The organism is Mesoterricola sp. MK458, from assembly GCF_055384935.1.
Window position 1 is genome coordinate 1,991,500 of record NZ_AP045075.1, and the last position, 19,663, is coordinate 2,011,162.

The following is a 19,663-nucleotide window of genomic DNA, read 5'->3' on the forward strand; positions in this document are numbered from 1 at the left end:
TTTTCACCAGGGAAGCCCCAGGGCCTTGGCCAGGAACTTCTGCAGGGGCGCGTTCCGGCGGCAGATCTCCGTGTAGGCCTCCATGAAGTCGCCGGCACAGATCTGCTTCTGGGTCAGGGGCTGGTGCGTGTAGAAGTCCTTGAGCTTCAGGTCCTCCGCCAGGGGATGGGCCGCGTCGAACCCCTGGGGCACGCGCACCAGGGACTCCCCCAGGACCTCCAGGCCGGCTCCGCCGATGGCCTTCCATTCCCGCGGGTGGCTGACGATGCGGTCCCGCACCGCCTTCAGGGCGGCCGCGTCGGGGCGCCACAGGCCTGCGCTTGCGAAGCACCCGCCGGGCTCCAGGTGCAGATAGAACCCCGGCGAGTGCACGTCCCTGGGGCAGGCGCCGTGGCGGAACTGGGCCCCGACGTTGGTCTTGTAGGGGGACTTGTCGCGGGAGAAGCGCGTGTCCCGGAAGATGCGGAACATGGAGCCGCCGCTGGGCCTGGGGTCGGCGAGGAAGTGGCGGCTTATGCCGGAGAGGGGTTCGCCGAAGGCCAGGATGAAGGCGAGGAGGGGGTCGCGCACGTCCTCCTCGTACCGGGAACGGTTGTCCTGGAACCATTCCCGCGAATTGTTCTCCCGCAGTTCCGTCAGGAACCGGAAGAAGGCCGGCGTGAACCACGGATTCGCCATTCCTGGACCTCCAGAGGCCCATTATCCCAGACGGGGCGGGGCTCCGCTATTCTGGAAGGAGATGTCGAGGCTCCCATGACCCACGTTACCGAATCCCAGGCCTGGAAGGCGCTCAGCCTCCACCACCAGGAAATCCAGGGGGTCCACCTCAGGGAGCTCTTCGCGAAGGACCCCGGCCGCGGCGAGGCCATGGCCTGCGAGGCCGCGGGCCTGTACCTCGACTATTCCAAGAACCGCGCCACCGCCGGGACCCTGGCCCTGCTCATGGCCCTGGCCCGGGAGCGGGGCCTGGGCGGGCGCATCGAGGCCATGTTCCGGGGCGAGCGCATCAACCTCACGGAGGGCCGCGCCGTGCTCCACGTGGCCCTGCGGGCCCCCCGGGGCGCCGTGATCGAGGTGGACGGTCGCAACGTGGTCCCGGACGTCCACGCGGTGCTGGACCGCATGGCGGCCTTCGCCGAGGGCATCCGGTCCGGCTCCCGGAAGGGCTTCACGGGCGAGGCCATCCGGACGGTGGTGAACATCGGAATCGGCGGTTCCGACCTGGGCCCGGCCATGGCCTGCGAGGCCCTTCGCGCCTATTCCAAACGCGACCTCCAGTTCCGCTTCGTGTCCAACGTGGACGCCACCGACCTCACCGAGGCCCTGCGGGACCTGGACCCCCGCACCACCCTCTTCGTGGTCTCCAGCAAGACCTTCACCACCCAGGAGACCATGGCCAACGCCGCCAGCGCCCGGGCCTGGTGCCTGGAGACCCTGAAGGACGAGGCGGCCATCGCCAGCCACTTCGTCGCCGTGTCCACGGACGCCGCCAAGGTCGCGGCCTTCGGCATCGACACCGCCAACATGTTCGGCTTCTGGGACTGGGTCGGGGGCCGCTACTCCCTGGATTCCGCCATCGGGCTTTCCACCATGATCGCCATCGGCCCCGACCGGTTCCGGGAGTTCCTGGACGGCTTCCGCGCCATGGACGAGCACTTCCGCACCGCCCCCTTCGAGCGGAACCTGCCGGTCATCCTGGGCATGCTGGGCGTCTGGTACGCCGACTTCTTCGGGGCTCCCACCGTGGCGGTGCTCCCCTACGACCACTATCTCCGGCGCTTCCCGGCCTACCTGCAGCAGCTGGTCATGGAGAGCAACGGCAAGTCCGTCACCCGGGACGGCGCGCGGGTGGACTACCCCACCAGCCCCGTGTACTGGGGCGAGCCCGGCACCAACGGCCAGCATTCCTTCTACCAGCTCATCCACCAGGGCACCCACCTGATCCCCTGCGACTTCATCGCCTTCGCCACGCCGCTCAATCCCCTGGGCGGCCACCACGCCATGCTGCTCAGCAACGTTCTGGCCCAGACCGAGGCCCTGGCCTTCGGCAAGACCCCCGAGGCCGTGGCCGCCGAAGGCACCCCCGCATGGCTCGTGCCCCACCGAACCTTCGAAGGCAACCGCCCCTCCAACGTCCTTCTGGCCCGGCGCCTCACCCCGGCGGTCCTGGGCAGCCTCGTGGCCCTCTACGAGCACGTGGTCTTCACCCAGGGCGCCGTGTGGGACCTGAACCCCTTCGACCAGTGGGGCGTCGAACTGGGCAAGGAGCTTTCCAGGCGCATCCTGCCGGAGCTGGAGGCCCCCGGGGAGCCCGCCCTGGCCCACGACAGCTCCACCAACGCCCTGATCCGCCGGCTCAGGCGCGAGGCCCTTTCCTGATACCCTGCTCTTCAAATACAGGTTCCAAAACACCTACCCACGCATTGACGCCCGGCGGGAATCGTCTACCCTTGATCCAATCCTGAGGAGAACCTGGCATGACCGACATGAAGCGCATCCTGGACGCGAAGGGCTATTCCTTCTTCTTCATCTCCGCCGAAGCCAAGGTCGCCGACGCCGTGCGCCTCCTGGAGCAGAAGAAGGTGGGCTTCCTGCTGGTGATGGACGGCGAGCGCATGGAGGGCGTCTTCTCCGAGCGGGACGTCGTCAAGCTCATGGCCCGCAAAGGCGCGGCCGCCCTGGACCTCAAGGTGATGGAGGTCATGACCACCTCCGTCTACCACGTCAACCTGAGGACGTCCGTGGACGAGGTCATGGGGCTCATGAGCGAGAAGGGCATCCGGCACGTGCCGGTGATGGACGGCAAGATGGTGGTGGGCGTGGTCTCCATCCGCGACGTGGTGGCGGAGGTGGTGGCGGACCGGGAGATCACCATCAAGGGGCTGGAGAATTACATCGTTGGGACGGATTTCCGGAGTTAGAGGAGATCAGGGTTAAATTGTTGAATTGGCTCCGATGACTTTTTTGGGCTCGGATGCTTCGGGTAAAAAACAATTACGCTGAGGACGCCGAGGCGCAGAGTTACGCCGAGGAGGCTTCGCAACCCGTTGCGCCGACCCTTGCCGCCCAGGCCCTGACCGCTGACGCGGTCCGCGCCGTTGCCGGCGCGCGGCGGGGCGCACCGGTCCTTCCGCATGCAAGCATGTGGAAGGACCAGCGCACCCCGCCTTGGACGGGCCTGGGCTGGTCGATCGGGGAGAAAAGCATTTCCTGGAACCGAGGTTAAGCGGGTGCTGCCTGGGTCCTGTCCCATGCCCTGATCCTGCACCTGATCCTGTATGGGTCATGATCCGGACGGTCACACAATTCATCGCACCCCAAAACGCCAGGCCCAGGCCCGCCCAAGGCAGGGTGCGCTGGTCATCCACAGGCTTGCATGCGGAAGGACCAGCGCACCCTGCCGCGCGCCGGTCACGGCGCGGACCGCGATAGCGGTCAGGGCCTGGGCGGAATGGGTCGGCGCATCGGGTTGCGAAGCCACCTCGGCGTAACTCTGCGCCTCGGCGCCCTCAGCGTAATTGTCTTTTAGCCCACGCTACCGAACTATCAATTCCCTCAGAGCCAGTTCCACTAATCCCCCCCCCTACTTTGCCGTCAAAGGAATCCGCCTCCCCCGCCCGAACGCCCAGGGACTCACCTTCAGGCTGAACGGCAGCTGGCGGCGCTTGAACTCCGAGTTGCGCAGCAGCGCGAAGACGCGCGGCAGGGCGGCGCGGGCCTGGTCCAGGGCCGGGCCTTCCAGGGCGAAGGCCAAGTCGGCGGAGACGAGCTCCTCCTCCCGCCGGGCCTCCAGGAGGATCCCCAGGATCGCGTCCAGCTGCGCGTAGGGCATCAGGCTGGTTTCGTCGGTCTGGTCCGGCCGGAGCTCGGCGGTGGGCCGGCGGTTCAGGATGCCGGCGGGGATCGCCTCGCCCAGTTCCCGGGCCAGCGCGAAGACCCGCGCCTTCAGGCAGTCCCCCAGGATGCCGAAGGCGCCGATCCCGTCGCCGTAGAGCGTGAAGTACCCGGTGGCGGCCTCGCTCTTGTTCCCGGTGTTCAGCACGGCCACGCGGGGGGTGCCCAGGAGGCGGTGGACGGCGGGCTCGGAGGTGGCGGCCATGAGGAGCATGCCCCGGCACCGGCTCTGGAAGTTCTCGTCGGTCAGGCCGAAACGGCGGTCCGGGAAGGCGGCGGCCAGGGCGCCCACGGCGCCGGTGAAGGGCAGGCCCGCGTCCAGTTGCAGGAAGGGGATGCCCAGCACCCGCGCCTGCTCCCGGGCCAGGGAGAGGCTCTCCTGGCTGGTGTAGGCGGTGGGCAGCGCGATGCCCAGCACCCGTTCTGGGCCCAGGGTCTCGGCGGCCATGGCGGCCACCACCGAGCTGTCGATGCCGCCGGAAAGCCCCACCACGGCGGCCTCCAGGCCCTGCTTGGCCATGTTCTCCCGCAAGCCGGTGGCCAGCGCCCGGCGCAGCCAGTCCTCCTCGCGGGGCTCCTCCGGCCAGGGGGCGCCGGGCACGGAGGTGTCGGTCATGACCACCCCTTCCTTGAAGAACTCGTCCCGCTGCCAGGTGCCGTCGGGGAGCACCAGCCCCGACCCGCCGTCGAAGGTGAGCCAGCTTTCCGACCCCACCCGGCTCGCGTAGGCGATGGGCAGCCCGTGGCGGGACGCGTGGCCCTGGAGAAGGCGCTTGCGCAGGGCGAGCTTGGAGGGCGCGGCCCACGGGGCGGTGCGGCCGGGGGGCAGGAAGCTGCCCAGGTGCCCGGGGCTGGCGGACGCGTTCAGGATGAGGGTGGCCCCCTGCTCCGCCAGGTCCGCGATGGGGTCGAAGGGGTAGCGGATGGGGCCCGGGGCCAGCTCGGCGTTGGCCCACAGGTCCTCGCACACCGAAAGGCCGACGCGCTCGCCCCGGTGGTCCACCAGGGCCTGGCGCCCGTGGTCGGCGTCGAAGTAGCGGCTCTCGTCGAACACGTCGTAGGCGGGCAGGATCCGCTTGCGGGCCACGGCGCGCACCCCGCCGTCCTGGCACCACCACAATTCGTTCCAGAGCCGGCCCGAGGGGGAGGGGCTGCAGGTGCCGAAAACCAGGGGGACGGCTCCGGCGAGCCGGGCCAGGCGCTCGGATTCCCGGGTCACGGCCCGGCGCAGGCCGGCCTCCCACAGGCGGTCCTCGGCCAGGTAGCCCCCCACCGCCATTTCGGCGGAAAGGACCAGGTCGGCCCCCAGATCCAGGGCCTCCCGGTAGGCGTCCTCCAGGGCGCGGCCGTTGGCCTCGGGGTCGCCCAGGCGGGAGTTGAGCTGGAGAAGGGCGATGCGCATCCTTAGAGGATAGCGCGCCTGGAGGCTGTCCACGTATTCCTCGGCCCCGCGAGTAATACGTGGACAGCCTCCTAGTCCCGCGGCGGTTCCTCAGGCCAGGGGGAGGGTTCCAGGATGCCCCAGCGCTTCTGGTACCACACCTCCTCCAGCCAGAGGCCGTGGGGGGGGGCGGTGATGCCGGCCCTTGCGCGGTCGCGGGCCTCCAGCATGGCGGGCACGTCCCCCGCGCGGTAGCGGCCCTTGCCCACCTCCACGAGGGTCCCCGAAAGGATGCGGACCATGTGCATGAGGAACCGGTTCCCCTCGAAGACCAGGTCCAGGGCCGGTCCCCGCCCTTCCAGGCGGATGGCGTAGATCTCCTTCACCGGCGAAAGGGCCGCGCACTCCTGGTGCCGGAAGCTGGAGAAGTCGTGGACGCCCTCCAGGTGCCCGCAGGCCTCGGCCATGGCGTCCCGGTCCAGGGGCCGGGCACCGTGCACGTGCCAGCGCCGCAGGTGCTGGAACGGGTCGGCCGCGGGGCCTTCCTGCAGGCGGTACACGTAGCGCTTGGCCACGGCGTGCGCCCGGGGGAAGAAGCCTTCGGGGGCGGGGAGGACCGCCATCACCCGCACGTCCGGGGCCAGGTTTGCGTTGAAGGCGGCCAGGAGCCGGTAGGGGTCCCAGGGCTTCGAGAGCTGCACCAGCACGCCCTGGGCGCGGGCGTGGACGCCCGCGTCCGTGCGCCCCGTGCCCTGGGGCATGGGGGCCGCGGGGTCGAAGGTGTGCAGCGCCTTCCACAGGTCCCCCTGCACGCTGCGCAGCACCGACTGGATCTGGAAGCCGGAAAAGCCCGTGCCCACGTAGGCACAGCGGAGGAAATAGGGGTAGGTCATGGGGACATTCTATCCCTCCCGGCGCGGATTCCCCACCGGGGCGGCCCCCGGTGCGCCGGGCCCCGCCGGAGGCCCGTGGAATCAGCATATTCAATTCCTGCTTGGGTTATGACCGTTGACAGGGGCGGGTCGAAGGCATGGCCCGGTACCTAGACGTCCCACTGCCGCCATTCTGCAAAAAAAAAATCCCGGAAAGCCTTGACACCTTTAGATCGCAGGCCTAACCTGCTGGTAGTTTAGTTGAAGACTAGAATCCACAAGGGTTTCAGGGCATTACTCCCTTCAGAACTGAGCACCGGCGGGTCTTTCCAAATCCCCCCACCGCCGTTTCCTTTCCACCGGGGATACAAATCCCCATTTTGGAGGTTTCCTCATGAACAAGGCCGAACTGATCAGCGCCGTCGCTGAGAAGGCTGACATCAACAAGTCCAAGGCCGCTGCCGCCCTGGATACCATCATCGCCAGCGTCTCCGCCGCCCTGCGCGCCGGCGACAAGGTCACCCTCGTCGGCTTCGGCACCTTCTCCGTCGCCACCCGCGGACCCCGCACGGGCCGCAACCCCCGCGACGGCGCGAAGATCAAGATCGCCGCCAAGAAGGTCGCCAAGTTCAAGCCCGGCAAGAAGCTCGCTGACGACGTCAACGGCAAGGGCGGCAAGAAGAAGAAGTAGGCTTCACCGATCCCCCCAAGCGGCCCGGTTTCCGGGCCGCTTCTTTTTTGGCCGGTGGGCAAGTTCGGGTAAAAATGGGACCGCTAACGTCCCCTTTCGCCCAAACGGGTCAAACGTCCCCCACCGGGTCCTTTCATGGAAATCGGATCCTGGAAATGCCGGGGGCGCTGGCAAGGAACCCTGGAATCCCTGGAATTGCAGGCACGCTCCCAAGATTCGGGGAAAGAGGCCCCCCTTCCGATAAGATGGCTTGTCCATTTGAAAACGTTCAGGACCTGGGATCGGGAGCACTCATGAAGAAGATGATCATTTTCGGCGGCATCGGACTGGTGGTCCTCCTGCTCCTGGGCGGGGGCGGGTTCTTCGCCTGGAAGACCTTCGCCGCCAAGAAGGTCGCCGCGCCCCTGCCCGGGGACGCCGCGCAGCACGAGAGCGCCGAAGCCAAGGACGGCGAGGCCACGGGTGCCGCCAACGAAGAAGAGGACGAGGAGGAGGCCAAAGGCGGCGGGCACGAAGAGGGCGGCGGCCCCGCGGTCATGACCCTCAACCGCCTCATCGTGAACCTGGACGGCCGCAAGAACGCCTTCCTCAAGTGCGACATCCACATCCTCTTCCGCAACCAGGAACTGGGCAGGCTGGCCGCCAGCGACAAGCCAACCCCGGAAAACAGCATCATCCGCTCCATGGTCCTGGAATCCATCTCCGGCAAGACGGTGGAAGCCGCCTCCGACATGGAGACCCGGGAATCCATCCGGCAGGAGATCAAGGAGAAGCTCAACGCGAAGTTCGCGAACAAGCACTCCAAGGAGGAGCTCGACAAGGCCAAGAAGACCGGCAAGAAGGTCAAGCCCCCCATCAAGGACGTCCTGATCGTGGACTGGGCCCTCCAGCAATAGGCCGCGAATCTGGCACAGCGGTTGCCGATATCATCTGATGCGTCCGTTTCTTGACGGACGCCCCTTCCCGGATCCCCATGGCCAAGCGCAGCGACAGGCTCGACACCGACCGCGTCCTCACCTTCGAGACGGTGATCGGGGAGCTCATGCCGTTCATCGACACCCGGTTCAAGCTGGAGATCCAGCTGGGCACGGCCACCATGACCATCCGCGAACTCCTGGACCTGGACGTGGGCTCCCTGGTGGAACTCAAGAAGAGCGCCGGCGAGCCCATGGAGGTCCTGTGCAAGGGCCGCCCCGTCATGCGCGGCGAGGTGACCGTGCTGGAGGACTCGCTGGGCCTCCGGATCGTCGAGATCATCGACCCGCACCGGAAGGTCTAGGAGGCTGTCCATGCATTCTGCGGCTCCCGCCGTACCGGTGGCCCTTTGCCTGGGCGGCATGGATCCCTCCGCGGGCGCCGGCATCCTCCGGGATGTCATGACGTTGGCGGCCCTGGGCGTCCACCCCATGGCCTTGAGCACGGCCGACACGGTGCAGAACGGCCTGGCATGCCTGGCCATCCGCCCCCCCCGGGATCCCCTGCCGGCCTTCGACGCCCTGGTGCCCCACCTCGGGGGCGCCTGGGGCGTGAAGCTCGGACTGTGCGCCCTGGAGCCGGACACCCTGCGGGACCTGGCCACCCGGCTCGAGACGCAGGGACCCGCGGTCCGCATCTGGGACCCCATCCTCGCCCCCACCGCGGGGGTGGGCCTCCACGACGCGGCCGGCCTGCGGACCCTGGCCGGACTCCTGCTGCGTTCCGGCCCCTGGGTGGTTTCGCCCAACCTCCCCGAGGCCGCGGCCCTGGCCGGGCTTGACCGGGACGCCGGCCCCGCGGACCTGGCCCGGCCCCTGTTGGAAATGGGCGCCGGGGCCGTGTGGCTCAAGGGCGGCCACGGCGACGGGGACCAGGTGGAGGATTTCTGGATCACGGACGCGGGCGTCCAGAGCCTGGGCCGCAAATCCCGCCTTCCCGGCGACCGCCGCGGCACCGGATGCACCCTGGCCGCGGCCTGGCTGGGATTCCGCCTGAGGGGCCTCGGGGGTCCGGAGGCGGCCTCCGCCGCCGCGGGCTTCCTGCGCGACGCCTGGGAACCCGGGGCGTGTCCCGGCGGCCAGGGCCGGCCCTGCTTCGCCCCCGCGGGGCGGGCATGAGGCGCCAGGAGGGACGGGGCTACCTGCTCCTCACCGGCGACGACGTCCCCTACGCCGGGTGGGGCGGCGTGCGCGCCCTGGACGCGGCCATGTCCGTGGCCGCGGCGCCCTGGGAGGCCCTGGGGGTGCTGGGCGAACTGGCCGGGCGCCTTCCCCGGGGCTTCTCGCTGCTGTGGGACGGGCCCGTGGACTGGATCCGGGACCTGCCTCCGGAGGTGCGCCTGGGCTGGTGGAAGCTGCTCACCCACACCCCGGGACTCACCCTGCACGTGCGGGACGAGGCCTTCGCCGACCTCGTCCGGGAACCGGCGCGGGTGGCCTTCCACGCCCCCCGGGCGCCCGGGGGCGACCTGGGCCTGGCCTGGCGCCAGGGCCGCATCGCCTGGGTTCCCCAGGAACCCGGCGCCTGGTCCATGCCCGGCAAGGGCGGCACCGCCGACACGGAGAACCCCGGCTGGCTCTGGGGCGAGCTCATCCTGCCCCTGGGCGCCGTGGAGCACCAGGACCCGGCGGAACTGGCCCGGACGCTGGAGGACGCCCAGGCGCGGTCCGAAAAGGCCATCAGCCTGCGCATGGAAGCCGGCGCCTGGCCCATGGCCCTGCCCTTCCAGCGCCGGCGCACCGGCTGGCGCGTGTCCTTCCTGGGCGGCCGGGAGTGGCAGCTGTCCGGCGCCGACTGGGACCGGGCCGCCCAGGCCGTGAACACCCTCACCGCCCATCTGGAGAAGACCCTTCGCTGCGCCGTGCACGCCGGAGTGTGCACCGACCACCGCGCCGCCGCCGACCTGGGCCGGCAGGCCATGAACGAGGGCCTGCCCTGGCGGGCCGCCCTCCCCCTGCCCCCCGCTTCCCCCACCTTCACCCCCGGCCTGGCCGCCGACCCCCGGGACCCGGTCTCCCTGGAGGCCCGCAGCGCCTTCCCGCGCCCCCTGGCCGGGATCCTCCTGCCTCCCCAGGCGCGCTTGCGGGTCCCCGCGGTGCCCCTGGAAGGGGCCGTCCTGGCCTTCCTGGGCGGCCTCCAGACGCCCCCCGCCATCCGCTGGTTCCCCCCCGAAGTGGAACCCCCCGGCCCCTTCACCCCCGAACGCCCCTGGGCCCCCCTCAAGGACTGCCCGGCCCTGGCCGACACGACGCAGGTGCTCCAGCCGTCCCTTTTCGATGAGATCTAGGAAGGGAAATCAGGGACGGCAGGGCCTTGGCAGGATCAGGCATTTGGGTTCGGAACCAGGCCAAGCGTCTACGCGCATTTCGATGGATGGAATTGGAAGAAAGCAGGTTTCCTTGGCTGGCATCGACGTAGGGATGAGGCACTGACCGGATCGTCCGGGGCGGGTCGGAAGGACCGTCGAAAGGAATAAACGCTGGGGCGCTGAGATCTCGCTGGGGCGCTGGGGAAAAAGAAAAGACTGTCATCCAATGGGATGGGGTTCAACTCGCCCGGGTCAACGCGCAGCCAAGCTTTGCCGGCTCGACGTCGACCCAGTTCTGACCTTCCGGGCTTGGCCCCCGAAGGTTGACGGGATGCTTGGGATCGTTCACAAACGGGGCTTTTCACCCAGCGCCCCTGCGAGATCTCTGCGCCCCAGCGTTTGATTTTATTCTTGGCATTCGCGGCGCGACGGGTCGGTGCGCTGACGTGAAGCCGTACCTGGATGCACCCTGCACCGAGCCGATCGGGTATGAAACGACCCCTTTCGGATTATGACAAGCATCTCCTAGTTCGACACGGCCTCGTGCCGGTAGAACGCCGCCGTCACTTCCGCCCCCAGCATGAAGATGGCGCAGCTGTAGTAGAGGAACACCAGCGCCGCCATGAGGCTTCCCAGGGAGCCGTAGAGGATGCCCCAGGTGGGGGTGTGCATGAGGTAGTACCCGAAGCCCACCTTGGCCGCCCACCACAGGGAGGTGGTGACCGCCGCGCCCAGGAACGCGTGGCGGAACTTCACGTGCCGCCTTGGAATGTGCTGGAGGATGAGGGTGATCAGGAGAAGGCCCAGGCACGGGGGGAGGAAGGTGTACATGAGGATCGGGGAGAACGGCGCCTGCCGGCGGAGGCTCCACTCGAACCCCGCCGTCAGGAGGATCACCAGGAACGCCAGGCCCATGAGCACCACGCCCAGGCGGCGCAGCAGGTTGTGCTTGCGGGTCTGGCGGTGCACCTTGATGCGCAGGCCGAAGATGTGCGAAAGGGACCGGTCCAGCTGGTTCACGCCCCAGTGGGCGCCCACCAGGAGCACCACCCAGGAGAAGCCGATGCCGCCGATCTTGCGGCTGTGGGCGATGCTGTCGGCGATGAAGCCCTGGGGCAGGTAGGGGTACATGGATCCGATGGCCCGCTGCAGGGTGGCGCTGTAGGCGCCGCTGCCCAGCATCAGCACCAGCAGCTTGAAGAAAAGCGTCGTCAGGGGGATCAGCGAGATGGTCAGGAAGAAGCTGAGGCTGGCCGCGTACGAGAGGCAGTCGTCATGGTGGTACTTTCTGAGGACTTCGCGGATGAAGGAGCCCGCCTGTCCCAACGGAGGGAAGGCGCGGGTGGCCTGGCCGTACACGCCGCCGGCCCGGTTCGCCAGGCTTGCGCGAAGACCCAGGAGCGACGGTTCCATGGCCTCAGAACCGGATGGGGTGCTGGGGCAGGAGGTACATCACCCACGCGAGGATGATCCCGATGCCCAGGAGTCCCCCGGCGTACTTCAGGATGCTCTGGCGGGTGCGCTCGGGCCGCGAGGTGGGGGTGAGCAGGCCCAGGATCACGGAGACCCCGATGCCCATGATGAGGAACTGGATCACGTGGCTGCTGAGGAATTTCACGGCGGTCCTGTGGGTGGGGGAGGTGGGAAGGCAGGCTCGGGGCCAGGACAACAGGGTATCAGCCCGTCAGGTCCCGCGCAGCACGTCCAGCCACGCCTTGAGGACGAAGGCGGTGGCGCCCCAGAGCGGCGCCATGGGCAGCTCCAGCCTGGGGATGTCCAGGGCCGCGCCGCGCAGTTCCAGGCGCTGGATCCCCCACGGGGCATGCATCAGGGGCTCCAGGGGCAGGCGGAGGACGTCCTGGATCTCGGAGCTGAGCGTGAACCGGGGCTCCGGCTCCTCCCAGCGCAGGAAGAGCGGGGTGAACCGGGTGCGGGCCTTGGCGACCCCGTCCGGGAAGCACCCCATCTCCCAGAGGCCGTCCTTCACCCCGAGTTCTTCCTCCAGCTCGCGGCGGGCGGTGGCGGTGAGGTCCCGGTCCCCGGGTTCGGCCATGCCTCCGGGAAAGGCCAGCTCCCCGGGATGCTGCGGCGCGGTTGCGCCCCGGCGCACCAGGATGACCTCCCGGGCGCCCTGGGCGTCCCCCCAGAGCAGCACCGCCACCGCGGCGCGCCGGGGGTTCTCCGGCGCCCTGGGGGACAGCTTGAAGGGATCCGGCCAGCGCTGGGCGATGCGCAGGCTCGCCTCCACCCGGGCCCAGGCCACGGGCTCGCCCCCGGGGGGCGGGACCCACCTACTTGATGGTTCCAAAATAGGACCCCCTGACGCGGTCGACGGTGAAGACGCCCTTGAGCCTGCGGATGGCGCCCATGAGCTCGACGATGTGGTTGCGGTCCTTCACCCGCAGGGCGATGTGGAAGACGCCTCCACCCTCCTCGGAACTGGATCCGCTGAACCGCTGCATGTTGTGGCCCGCCTTCTGGATGGCGTTGGAGATGGAGGCCACCATGCCGGGGCGGTCCTCGGTGGTGACGACCAGCTCGGTGTTGAACAGGCCCTTGGAGGCCTTGCCCCAGGCCACGCTCACCAGGCGCTCGGGGTTTGGGGCCGAGGAGCTGAGGTGGGGACAGTTGGCCCGGTGGATGGAGATGCCCCGGCCCCGGGTGGTGTAGCCGACGATCTCGTCGCCCCAGATGGGCTTGCAGCACACCGCCAGGGAATAGAGGATGCCCACGTTGTCGTCCACCAGCACCGTATCGTGGAAGACCTCCGGGGGCTTTTCCTCCTTGGCGGTCCTGCTGGCCTCGGGCACCAGGGGATCCAGGAGCTTCCGGCAGGTGATGCGGCTGAAGCCCACCTGGGCGTAGAACGCGTCCCAGCTGGGGATTTTCAGCTCCTTGAGCCGGGCCTCCAGGGCCACGTGGGCCTCGGGGGCCTCCAGCCGGATGCCCAGGGTCCGGGCCTCCCGGTCCAGGCGCTCCTTGCCGATGAGGATGGCGTGGGCCCGCTCCTCCTCGCGGATGTAGGTCTGGATCTTGGCCTTGGCGCCCGCGGAGACCACGATGCTGAGCCAGTCGCGGCTGGGCTTGTGGTCGGCCCGGGTGAAGATCTCCACCCGGTCGCCGTTCTGCAGGGTGTGGCGCAGGGGCACCATGCGGCCGTTGACCTTGGCGCCCACGCAGTGGTGGCCCACCTGGGTGTGGATGGAATACGCGAAGTCGATGGGGGTGGAATGCTCCGGCAGGCTGCGCAGGTCGCCCTTGGGCGTGAACACCTGGATGCGCTGGAAGCTGAGCTCCCCCTTGAGGTTGGCCACCAGGTCCCGGCTGTCCCGGGACTCCTGGTGCAGCTCCACCATGCGCCGCAGGAAGGAGGCCTGGTTTATCTCCTGCTTGTTCGCGATCCGGCCTTCCTTGTAAGTCCAGTGGGCGGCGATGCCGGCTTCGGCGTGGTCGTCCATGTCCTGGGTGCGGAACTGCACCTCGAAGGAGTCCCCGCCGGGCATCAGGACGCTGGTGTGGATGCTCTGGTACCCGTTGTCCTTGGGAAGGCTGATGTAGTCCTTGAACCGGCCCGGAATGGGCTTGTAGAGGGCGTGCACGAGGCCCATGGCCGTGTAGCACGACGCCCGGTCCGGGCAGAGGATGCGGTAGGCGAGCCAGTCGTGGATGTCCTCCAGGCTCTTCTCCTGCAGGCCCATCTTCTTCCAGATGCCGTAGAGGTGCTTTTCCCGGTAGAGGATCTCGGCGTGGATGCCCTGGGCCCGCAGCGCGGACTGAAGCGTCTTCTTGATCTCCTCGACCATGGGCGCGCTCTTGCTGCGCTTCTGGTCGATGACCTTGCGCAGCTCGGCGAAGCGCTCGGGCTCCAGGTTGGCGAAGGCCAGGTCCTCCAGCTCGGCGCGCACGGTGCCCATGCCCAGGCGGTTGGCCAGGGGCGCGTAGAGCTCCAGCGTCTCCCGGGCGATGCGCCGGCGCTTCTCCTCCCGCATGGAAGCCAGGGTGCGCATGTTGTGGAGACGGTCGGCGAGCTTGACGAGAAGCACCCGCACGTCCTTGCCCATGGCCACCAGGAGCTTGCGCACGTTCTCGGCGTTGAGCAGCGTGCGGTCCGTGAAGCTGAGCTTGCTCATCTTGGTGAGGCCGTCGACGATGTCGGCCACCTCCTCCCCGAACTGCTTGCGGACCTCCTCGAGGGTCATGAGGGTGTCCTCCACCGTGTCGTGGAGGATGGCGCAGGCCAGGCTGACGGCGTCCAGGCGCCATTCCGCCAGGGAGTCCGCCACGGCCAGCGGGTGGAAGAAGTAGGGCTCGCCGCTCTTGCGCTTCTGGCTGGCGTGCATCTTCTTGCCGACCTTGAAGGCGCGGTCGATCAGCGCGGTGTCGCCGTCGGGGTGGTGGAAGAGGAACTTGGAGCGCACCTGGTCGTAGGCCCCTTCGAGAGTGGGACACGAGCCTCCGCCTGGGGAGGCGTCATCCACGACCGGCGTTGCCATTCTCCTATCCCAATCCCCCTCGACTACGATATATACCATGTGCGCCGCCCCTCTCCTCCCCCTTGAAGACGCCCTCCGGATCCTGGCCGGGGCTTTCCCCGTTCCGGGAACCCCCGAGATCCGCGCCGACCGGGACGATCCCGCCCTGGACCTGAGTTCCATGGACGGGGCCGCCATGCGCAGCCAGGACCTGGCCGCCCCGCGCAGGGTCCTGGGCACCCTCTTCGCAGGCGATGACCCGGCGACGTTCCGGGTGGAGCCGGGCACCTGCGTGCGCATCATGACCGGGGCCGCGCTGCCGCCCGGGGCCGACGCCGTGGTGCCCGTGGAGGACCTCGTCCAGGGGCCGGAGGGCCTGTCCCCCGCGGCGCCTCCCCTTCCCGGCGCCCATGTGCGCCCCCGGGGCTCCCAGGCCCGGCAGGGGGACCTCCTGCTCCCCGCCGGCGCCGCGCCGGGCGCCGGCCGCGCCGGCCTCCTGGCCCAGGTGGGGCTGCCCGTGCCCCCCCCCTGGCGGGTCCGGGTGGGCATCGTTCCCACGGGCGACGAGATCACCGCACGCCCCGCACCCCACCAGATCCGGGACAGCAACGGCCCCATGCTGGAGGCCCTCGCCCACGCCCTGGGCGCCGAGGTCGTGCGGCTCCCGCCCCTCCCCGACCGCCCCGAGGCCGTGCGCGACTTCCTCCTGGGCCTGGGCGATCTGCACATCCTCCTCACCTCCGGCGGCGTTTCGGCCGGGGACAAGGACCACCTCCCGCGGGTGCTGGAGGAACTGGGCGCCCGCATCCTCTTCCACAAGATCCGCCTCAAGCCCGGCAAACCCATGCTCACCGCCCTCCTGGACGGGCGGGTGATCCTGGGCCTGCCCGGAAACCCCGTGTCCTCCTACATGAACGCCCTGCTCTTCCTGCCCGTGGCCATGGCGGGCATCCAGGGCCGGCGCGCTCCCGATCCCTGGAAGGAGGGCCGCCTCGCCGAAGCCGTGCGCAACCCCGGCGACCGCCCCCTGCTCCACCCCTGCCAACGCGACGGGAAGGACCTCCACCCCCTGGCGAGCCGGGGCTCCGCGGACCTGGTGCGCCTGGCCCAGGCCGACGCCTTCGCGTGGGTGCCCGAAGGGGGCATGGAGGCCGGGCCCACCCGCTACCTGGACGTCCTGTAGGATGCGCGAAAGCCCCGCGAACGGGGCTTTCTTACTGGCGGAGAGAGGGTCTGCCGAGGCCCAAAATCCCTTCGTCGCACTTCGTGTCAATCGCATTGAAATACATGGCGATTTGGTCAATCCGACCGATCCCGCCGACTCCACTCGTGTCCCAAAATCTGGCCTTGAAGTATGGGTAGGAAGCTGGGTACGATTCGACCTTTCAGAGCCCTTTGAAGGTTGAAATTTGAGAATCGGTCGCAACAAGCTTAGCGCCAGACAAGTCCTGGAAGCAACGAAGCCCGGCTTCCTCCTGGATGGTGGCGGCCTCTACCTCCAGATTGCCGTTCGCGCCCCCGCACGCGTCGGCGAGAAGCCTCGCAAGCCCTCGGAAGAGGTCACGAAATCCTGGTGCTTCCGCTACCGCGACAGGGTCACCGGGAAATTGACGGAGCTTGGTCTCGGCTCCCTTTTGGACCTGTCCCTCGCCGATGCTCGCATAAAGGCGGGTACCCTGCGGAAAGTCCTGCTCGACGGCAAGGATCCGAAGGCCGAAAAGGCACAGAAACGGGCGGAGGTGAAGGCTGCTACCGCCAGCATGCTCACCTTCGACCAAGCGGCAGAACGGTGCATCGCCGACAAACGGCCAGGTTGGCGGAACGAGAAACACGCTGAGCAGTGGGTCAGCACCTTGGCCACCTATGCCTCTCCCATTCTCGGCAAGCTCCCCGTCGCCTCCATTGACCTGCCCTTGGTGCGGAAGGTGCTGGATCCGATCTGGACGACCAAGAATGAAACCGCCAGCCGAGTCCGCCAACGCCTGGAGTCCGTCCTCGCCTGGGCCACGGTCAGCGGTTACCGAACCGGCGACAATCCTGCGCGTTGGCGCGGCCACCTGGACCACCTCCTGCCCAAGCCCAGCAAGGTCCAGAAGCAGGAGCACTACGCTGCCCTGCCCTATGCGGAGATCGCCAAGTTCACCCAGGACCTTCGTGCCCAGAAGGGCGTGGCAGCCCTCGCCTTGGAGTTCCTGATCCTGGCTGCGGCACGGACGGGGGAGGTCATTGGCGCCATGTGGGATGAGTTCGACCTGAAGAAGGCGATCTGGACCGTCCCCGCGGCCCGGATGAAGGCCAGCAAAGAGCACATCGTCCCGCTGTCGCCCATTGCCCTGGCGATCGTCAAGCAACTGGCGAAGTACAAGGTTGGCGAGTTCGTATTCCCCGGCCTCAAGACCGACGGCCCAATGTCCAACATGGCCATGAGCGCAGTCCTCAAGCGGATGGAGCGTGAGGAAATAACTGTTCACGGCTTCCGTTCCACCTTCCGTGATTGGGCCGGAGAACAGACGAGCTATCCACGGGAACTGATTGAGCATGCCCTCGCGCACAGACTAAAGGACAAGGCCGAGGCAGCCTATGCAAGATCGACCATGCCGGAGCGACGGCGGCAGCTGATGGAGGATTGGGCGGCCTACTGCAACGCTCGATTCACCTCGTCATCAAAGACAACCACAATCTCAAAATAATCTTGAGTCGGATACCGCTCCATGGCCTCGGGGAAACGTTCCAATGATCCTCCCAAAGGATGTACCGCCCCTAGGCGGGGCGTATTCGACCACGCTAATTCAGGTTTTTACAATGATTTACAAAAAATTCAATCAATGTTCGGGCAAATTTCGGGCGAGCGCCTATGGCGGGACTTTTCACAAGACACTTCCGAAATCCACCCCTCACCCAAATAGGTATGCTGTCTGGCTGCTAGGATTTGCCTCTCCAGGTGTGACACAATCCCAAAACCGAGCAAATACCATCCTCCCAAGTCGCCACCATGAAGGCATCCTCAAGCCGGACGAAAATGGATGCGTGAAGTCCATGAACGAGGTGACTTCAACTCAGGCTACTACCATTCTGGGAAGGCGGCGCTTGGCAGACCATGATTTAGGGGCCCTCCATCATCCAACCGGGCTCGCTTGGCGCCAACGCAGCAAAACGAGCCAACACTCCCCTTGAATCATGGGTCAGGGCCGAATCGCCAATTAAGATGAGGCAAGTTGGACGAGCAATTGATATTATTCAGCCATGTCACCATCACCGCAGCATGCCCGGGGATTCACATGGCACAACATCTGAGTGTCTCCACCCCGACCCTAGATGACGCAATGAGAGAGTGTTTCCAGCGCATTCTCGCCGAAGGCAAACCTATTTGTTCTACAAAAGGTGATAATATTGAAATTTTCGGCGCCATCATAGAAATTGAAAACCCCCGTGCCAGGTTGAGTCGAACGGAAATGCGGGGTAAACCCTTTAGCTGCATAGGGGATTTGCTATGGTACCTTTCGGGAACAAACAACGTTGATCAAATCGAATACTACATAGTCGGCCGTGAAAAACCCCTTCCGGCCGCCGGAGGCGGCGGAAGGAGCTCCGGCGCCCCATGGCAGGTCCGGAGGCCTCACGCAGCCTGAAGGCGAAGGCAGGGCATAAAGGGGGCCCACCAGGGCCGATGGACGATGGCCGCGGCACATCGGTACAGGCCAAGCCTGACCTTGGCCAGGATTTTCCGCAGGTTGTGTCCAGCTCCACACAGGAAGGCGTTCATCGCGTCGCCCTTCATGCCCTTGAGGAAGTTTCGTCCCAGCAGCCCGTCGTTCTTCATGTGGCCGATCTCGGGTTCCACGGCCGAACGCCGCCGGAGGTGTCGTTTCAGGGTGTAGCCGAGCTTGCGGGTGCCGCTGATGAGGACCCGGCTCCGTTCTACGGGGACCCCATGGGCCTTGTAGCCTCGGTCCACGAAGGTGGTCTCGGGGACCTTGCCGGTGAGCCTTTCGACCTGGTCGAGTTGGCCCTCCAGGGTGTGGCCGTCGTAGGGGTTGTCCGGGAAGGCCTGGATGCCCACGACGAAACCCTCCTTGTGGGTCACGGCCAAGCTCACCTTGACCCCGAACTCGTACGGCTTGTGGGCCTTGCCCTTGGCGATGCACTCCACCTCGGGGGCATGGAGGCTGTAGACCTTGCCCTTGGTGAAGCGCTTCTGGGTGAGGATCTGCTCCGCCAGGATGAAGATACCTTTGTGGGCCTCGAAGGCCTCATCACTCATCTTCCGTTCGACATCCCGCATCACTCGGCCTGTCATGGTCTTCAGGGTTCGCAGGATCTTCTTGGCCCGGCCGTACTGCTTGGCCTTGGCATGGCCACCATGCTTCTGATAGGCCCTGGCCATCAGTTTTCGGTAGCTCTGGCGAAGGGTGATGCCTTCCTTTTCGGCAATGCGGAGCATGGCGGCGTGGACCTTCCGATAGAGCCGGGCATCGGTCGGATGCTCCACGGCCTTGGGCTGCACCGTCGTGTCGACGATGACCTTCTCCAGGCTGCTCTCGGTGATGACGCCAGCCTTCATCCCTGCCGTGATCGTTGCCTGGAGCAGCTTCTCAACGCCCTCCTCGCCAATGCGCTGGCGCCAGCGGGACATCTGGCTTGGATCAATGGGCAGGGCATGCTGGAAGAACTCCTCCCCGCAAAGGAACTGCCAGTAGGGGTTCTCGACCCACCCGCGTACCGTCTGCTCATCGGAGATGCCCTTGAGGTGCTTGAGGTAATGGAGGCCCGCCATGAGCCGGATCGGTACTGCCGGCCTTCCGTTGTCGGCGCAGTACAGGGGGCCGAATTCCTCCGCCAGGTGGTCCCAGGGGATCGTGGCCGCCAGGCGAACCAGTTCATGGTCCATGTCCAGGGCCAAGTCGAGGCGCATGGTGGCGATCAGGGGCTGCTCGTGAGTCCTGGGCTTGGCTTTCGGCTTCATCGGTACACCGCAATAAGGGGGTTTGTCCCTACCTTTCTGGTGTACCAGATACTTGAAAAGTTCCCTTAAAGATTTGAAGAATTTCAACTTGAGGGTTTTTCAGGGCC

At 67.2% G+C, this 19,663-nt stretch carries 17 protein-coding genes; 9 read left to right on the top strand and 8 right to left on the bottom strand.

The window, feature by feature from the left end; all coding sequences use genetic code 11:
• Nucleotides 1–3: 3 nt before the first annotated feature.
• Nucleotides 4–678, bottom strand: a complete 675-nt coding sequence (locus ACZ5LB_RS08765; RefSeq protein WP_464605816.1) for a DUF2461 domain-containing protein — start codon at nt 676–678, stop codon at nt 4–6.
• A 75-nt stretch (nt 679–753) separates the two neighbouring features.
• Between ACZ5LB_RS08765 and pgi the strand changes: the two genes are divergently transcribed.
• Entirely contained in the window at nt 754–2,379 is a 1,626-nt protein-coding gene (pgi, locus tag ACZ5LB_RS08770; protein ID WP_464605817.1) for a glucose-6-phosphate isomerase, read from the top strand.
• Between the two features lie 98 nt (nt 2,380–2,477).
• Nucleotides 2,478–2,921, top strand: a complete 444-nt coding sequence (locus ACZ5LB_RS08775; RefSeq protein ID WP_464605818.1) for a CBS domain-containing protein — start codon at nt 2,478–2,480, stop codon at nt 2,919–2,921.
• A gap of 662 nt (nt 2,922–3,583) precedes the next feature.
• Here ACZ5LB_RS08775 and nadE read toward each other — a convergent pair.
• Together nadE and ACZ5LB_RS08785 are read right to left on the bottom strand one after the other, a co-directional pair.
• Nucleotides 3,584–5,296, bottom strand: coding sequence for an NAD(+) synthase (gene nadE / locus ACZ5LB_RS08780; RefSeq protein WP_464605819.1), 1,713 nt, complete (start codon nt 5,294–5,296; stop codon nt 3,584–3,586).
• 71 nt (nt 5,297–5,367) lie between these two features.
• Complete coding sequence (locus tag ACZ5LB_RS08785; protein ID WP_464605820.1) at nt 5,368–6,168, bottom strand: tRNA pseudouridine synthase A; 801 nt, start codon at nt 6,166–6,168, stop codon at nt 5,368–5,370.
• Nucleotides 6,169–6,541: 373 nt separating this feature from the next.
• Here ACZ5LB_RS08785 and ACZ5LB_RS08790 point away from each other — a divergent pair, with 373 nt between their 5' ends.
• The 5 genes from ACZ5LB_RS08790 to ACZ5LB_RS08810 all read left to right on the top strand — a co-directional run bounded on the left by ACZ5LB_RS08790 (nt 6,542) and on the right by ACZ5LB_RS08810 (nt 10,100).
• Nucleotides 6,542–6,838 (top strand): HU family DNA-binding protein, encoded by a 297-nt coding sequence (locus ACZ5LB_RS08790; RefSeq protein ID WP_243333269.1) that lies wholly within the window; start codon nt 6,542–6,544, stop codon nt 6,836–6,838.
• Between the two features lie 293 nt (nt 6,839–7,131).
• Entirely contained in the window at nt 7,132–7,734 is a 603-nt protein-coding gene (locus tag ACZ5LB_RS08795; RefSeq protein WP_464605821.1) for a flagellar basal body-associated FliL family protein, read from the top strand.
• Nucleotides 7,735–7,811: 77 nt separating this feature from the next.
• A complete protein-coding gene (locus ACZ5LB_RS08800; protein WP_464605822.1) occupies nt 7,812–8,117 on the top strand; it encodes a FliM/FliN family flagellar motor switch protein in 306 nt (101 codons plus the stop codon).
• 10 nt (nt 8,118–8,127) lie between these two features.
• The gene (locus tag ACZ5LB_RS08805) at nt 8,128–8,931 is read left to right on the top strand and encodes a bifunctional hydroxymethylpyrimidine kinase/phosphomethylpyrimidine kinase (protein WP_464605823.1); all 804 of its coding nucleotides are present in this window, start codon (nt 8,128–8,130) and stop codon (nt 8,929–8,931) included.
• Nucleotides 8,928–10,100, top strand: a complete 1,173-nt coding sequence (locus ACZ5LB_RS08810; protein ID WP_464605824.1) for a hypothetical protein — start codon at nt 8,928–8,930, stop codon at nt 10,098–10,100. Before ACZ5LB_RS08805 ends, ACZ5LB_RS08810 begins: the two co-directional genes overlap by 4 nt.
• A gap of 546 nt (nt 10,101–10,646) precedes the next feature.
• Here ACZ5LB_RS08810 and ACZ5LB_RS08815 read toward each other — a convergent pair.
• The 4 genes from ACZ5LB_RS08815 to ACZ5LB_RS08830 form a co-directional block, all read right to left on the bottom strand.
• Nucleotides 10,647–11,534 carry a YihY/virulence factor BrkB family protein gene (locus ACZ5LB_RS08815; protein ID WP_464605825.1) on the bottom strand — a complete coding sequence of 296 codons (888 nt, stop codon included), beginning with the start codon at nt 11,532–11,534 and terminating at the stop codon, nt 10,647–10,649.
• Between the two features lie 4 nt (nt 11,535–11,538).
• Nucleotides 11,539–11,739, bottom strand: coding sequence for a hypothetical protein (locus ACZ5LB_RS08820; RefSeq protein ID WP_464605826.1), 201 nt, complete (start codon nt 11,737–11,739; stop codon nt 11,539–11,541).
• A 66-nt stretch (nt 11,740–11,805) separates the two neighbouring features.
• Entirely contained in the window at nt 11,806–12,384 is a 579-nt protein-coding gene (locus ACZ5LB_RS08825) for an NUDIX hydrolase (protein ID WP_464605827.1), read from the bottom strand.
• 28 nt (nt 12,385–12,412) lie between these two features.
• Complete coding sequence (locus ACZ5LB_RS08830; protein WP_464605828.1) at nt 12,413–14,614, bottom strand: RelA/SpoT family protein; 2,202 nt, start codon at nt 14,612–14,614, stop codon at nt 12,413–12,415.
• Between the two features lie 37 nt (nt 14,615–14,651).
• Here ACZ5LB_RS08830 and ACZ5LB_RS08835 point away from each other — a divergent pair, with 37 nt between their 5' ends.
• Both ACZ5LB_RS08835 and ACZ5LB_RS08840 read left to right on the top strand, forming a co-directional pair.
• A complete protein-coding gene (locus tag ACZ5LB_RS08835) occupies nt 14,652–15,776 on the top strand; it encodes a molybdopterin molybdotransferase MoeA (RefSeq protein ID WP_464605829.1) in 1,125 nt (374 codons plus the stop codon).
• A 226-nt stretch (nt 15,777–16,002) separates the two neighbouring features.
• Nucleotides 16,003–17,283 (top strand): tyrosine-type recombinase/integrase, encoded by a 1,281-nt coding sequence (locus ACZ5LB_RS08840; RefSeq protein ID WP_464605830.1) that lies wholly within the window; start codon nt 16,003–16,005, stop codon nt 17,281–17,283.
• A gap of 926 nt (nt 17,284–18,209) precedes the next feature.
• Here the strand turns inward: ACZ5LB_RS08840 and ACZ5LB_RS08845 are convergent.
• Nucleotides 18,210–19,556, bottom strand: coding sequence for an IS5 family transposase (locus ACZ5LB_RS08845; RefSeq protein ID WP_464604112.1), 1,347 nt, complete (start codon nt 19,554–19,556; stop codon nt 18,210–18,212).
• Between the last annotated feature and the right edge of the window lie 107 nt (nt 19,557–19,663).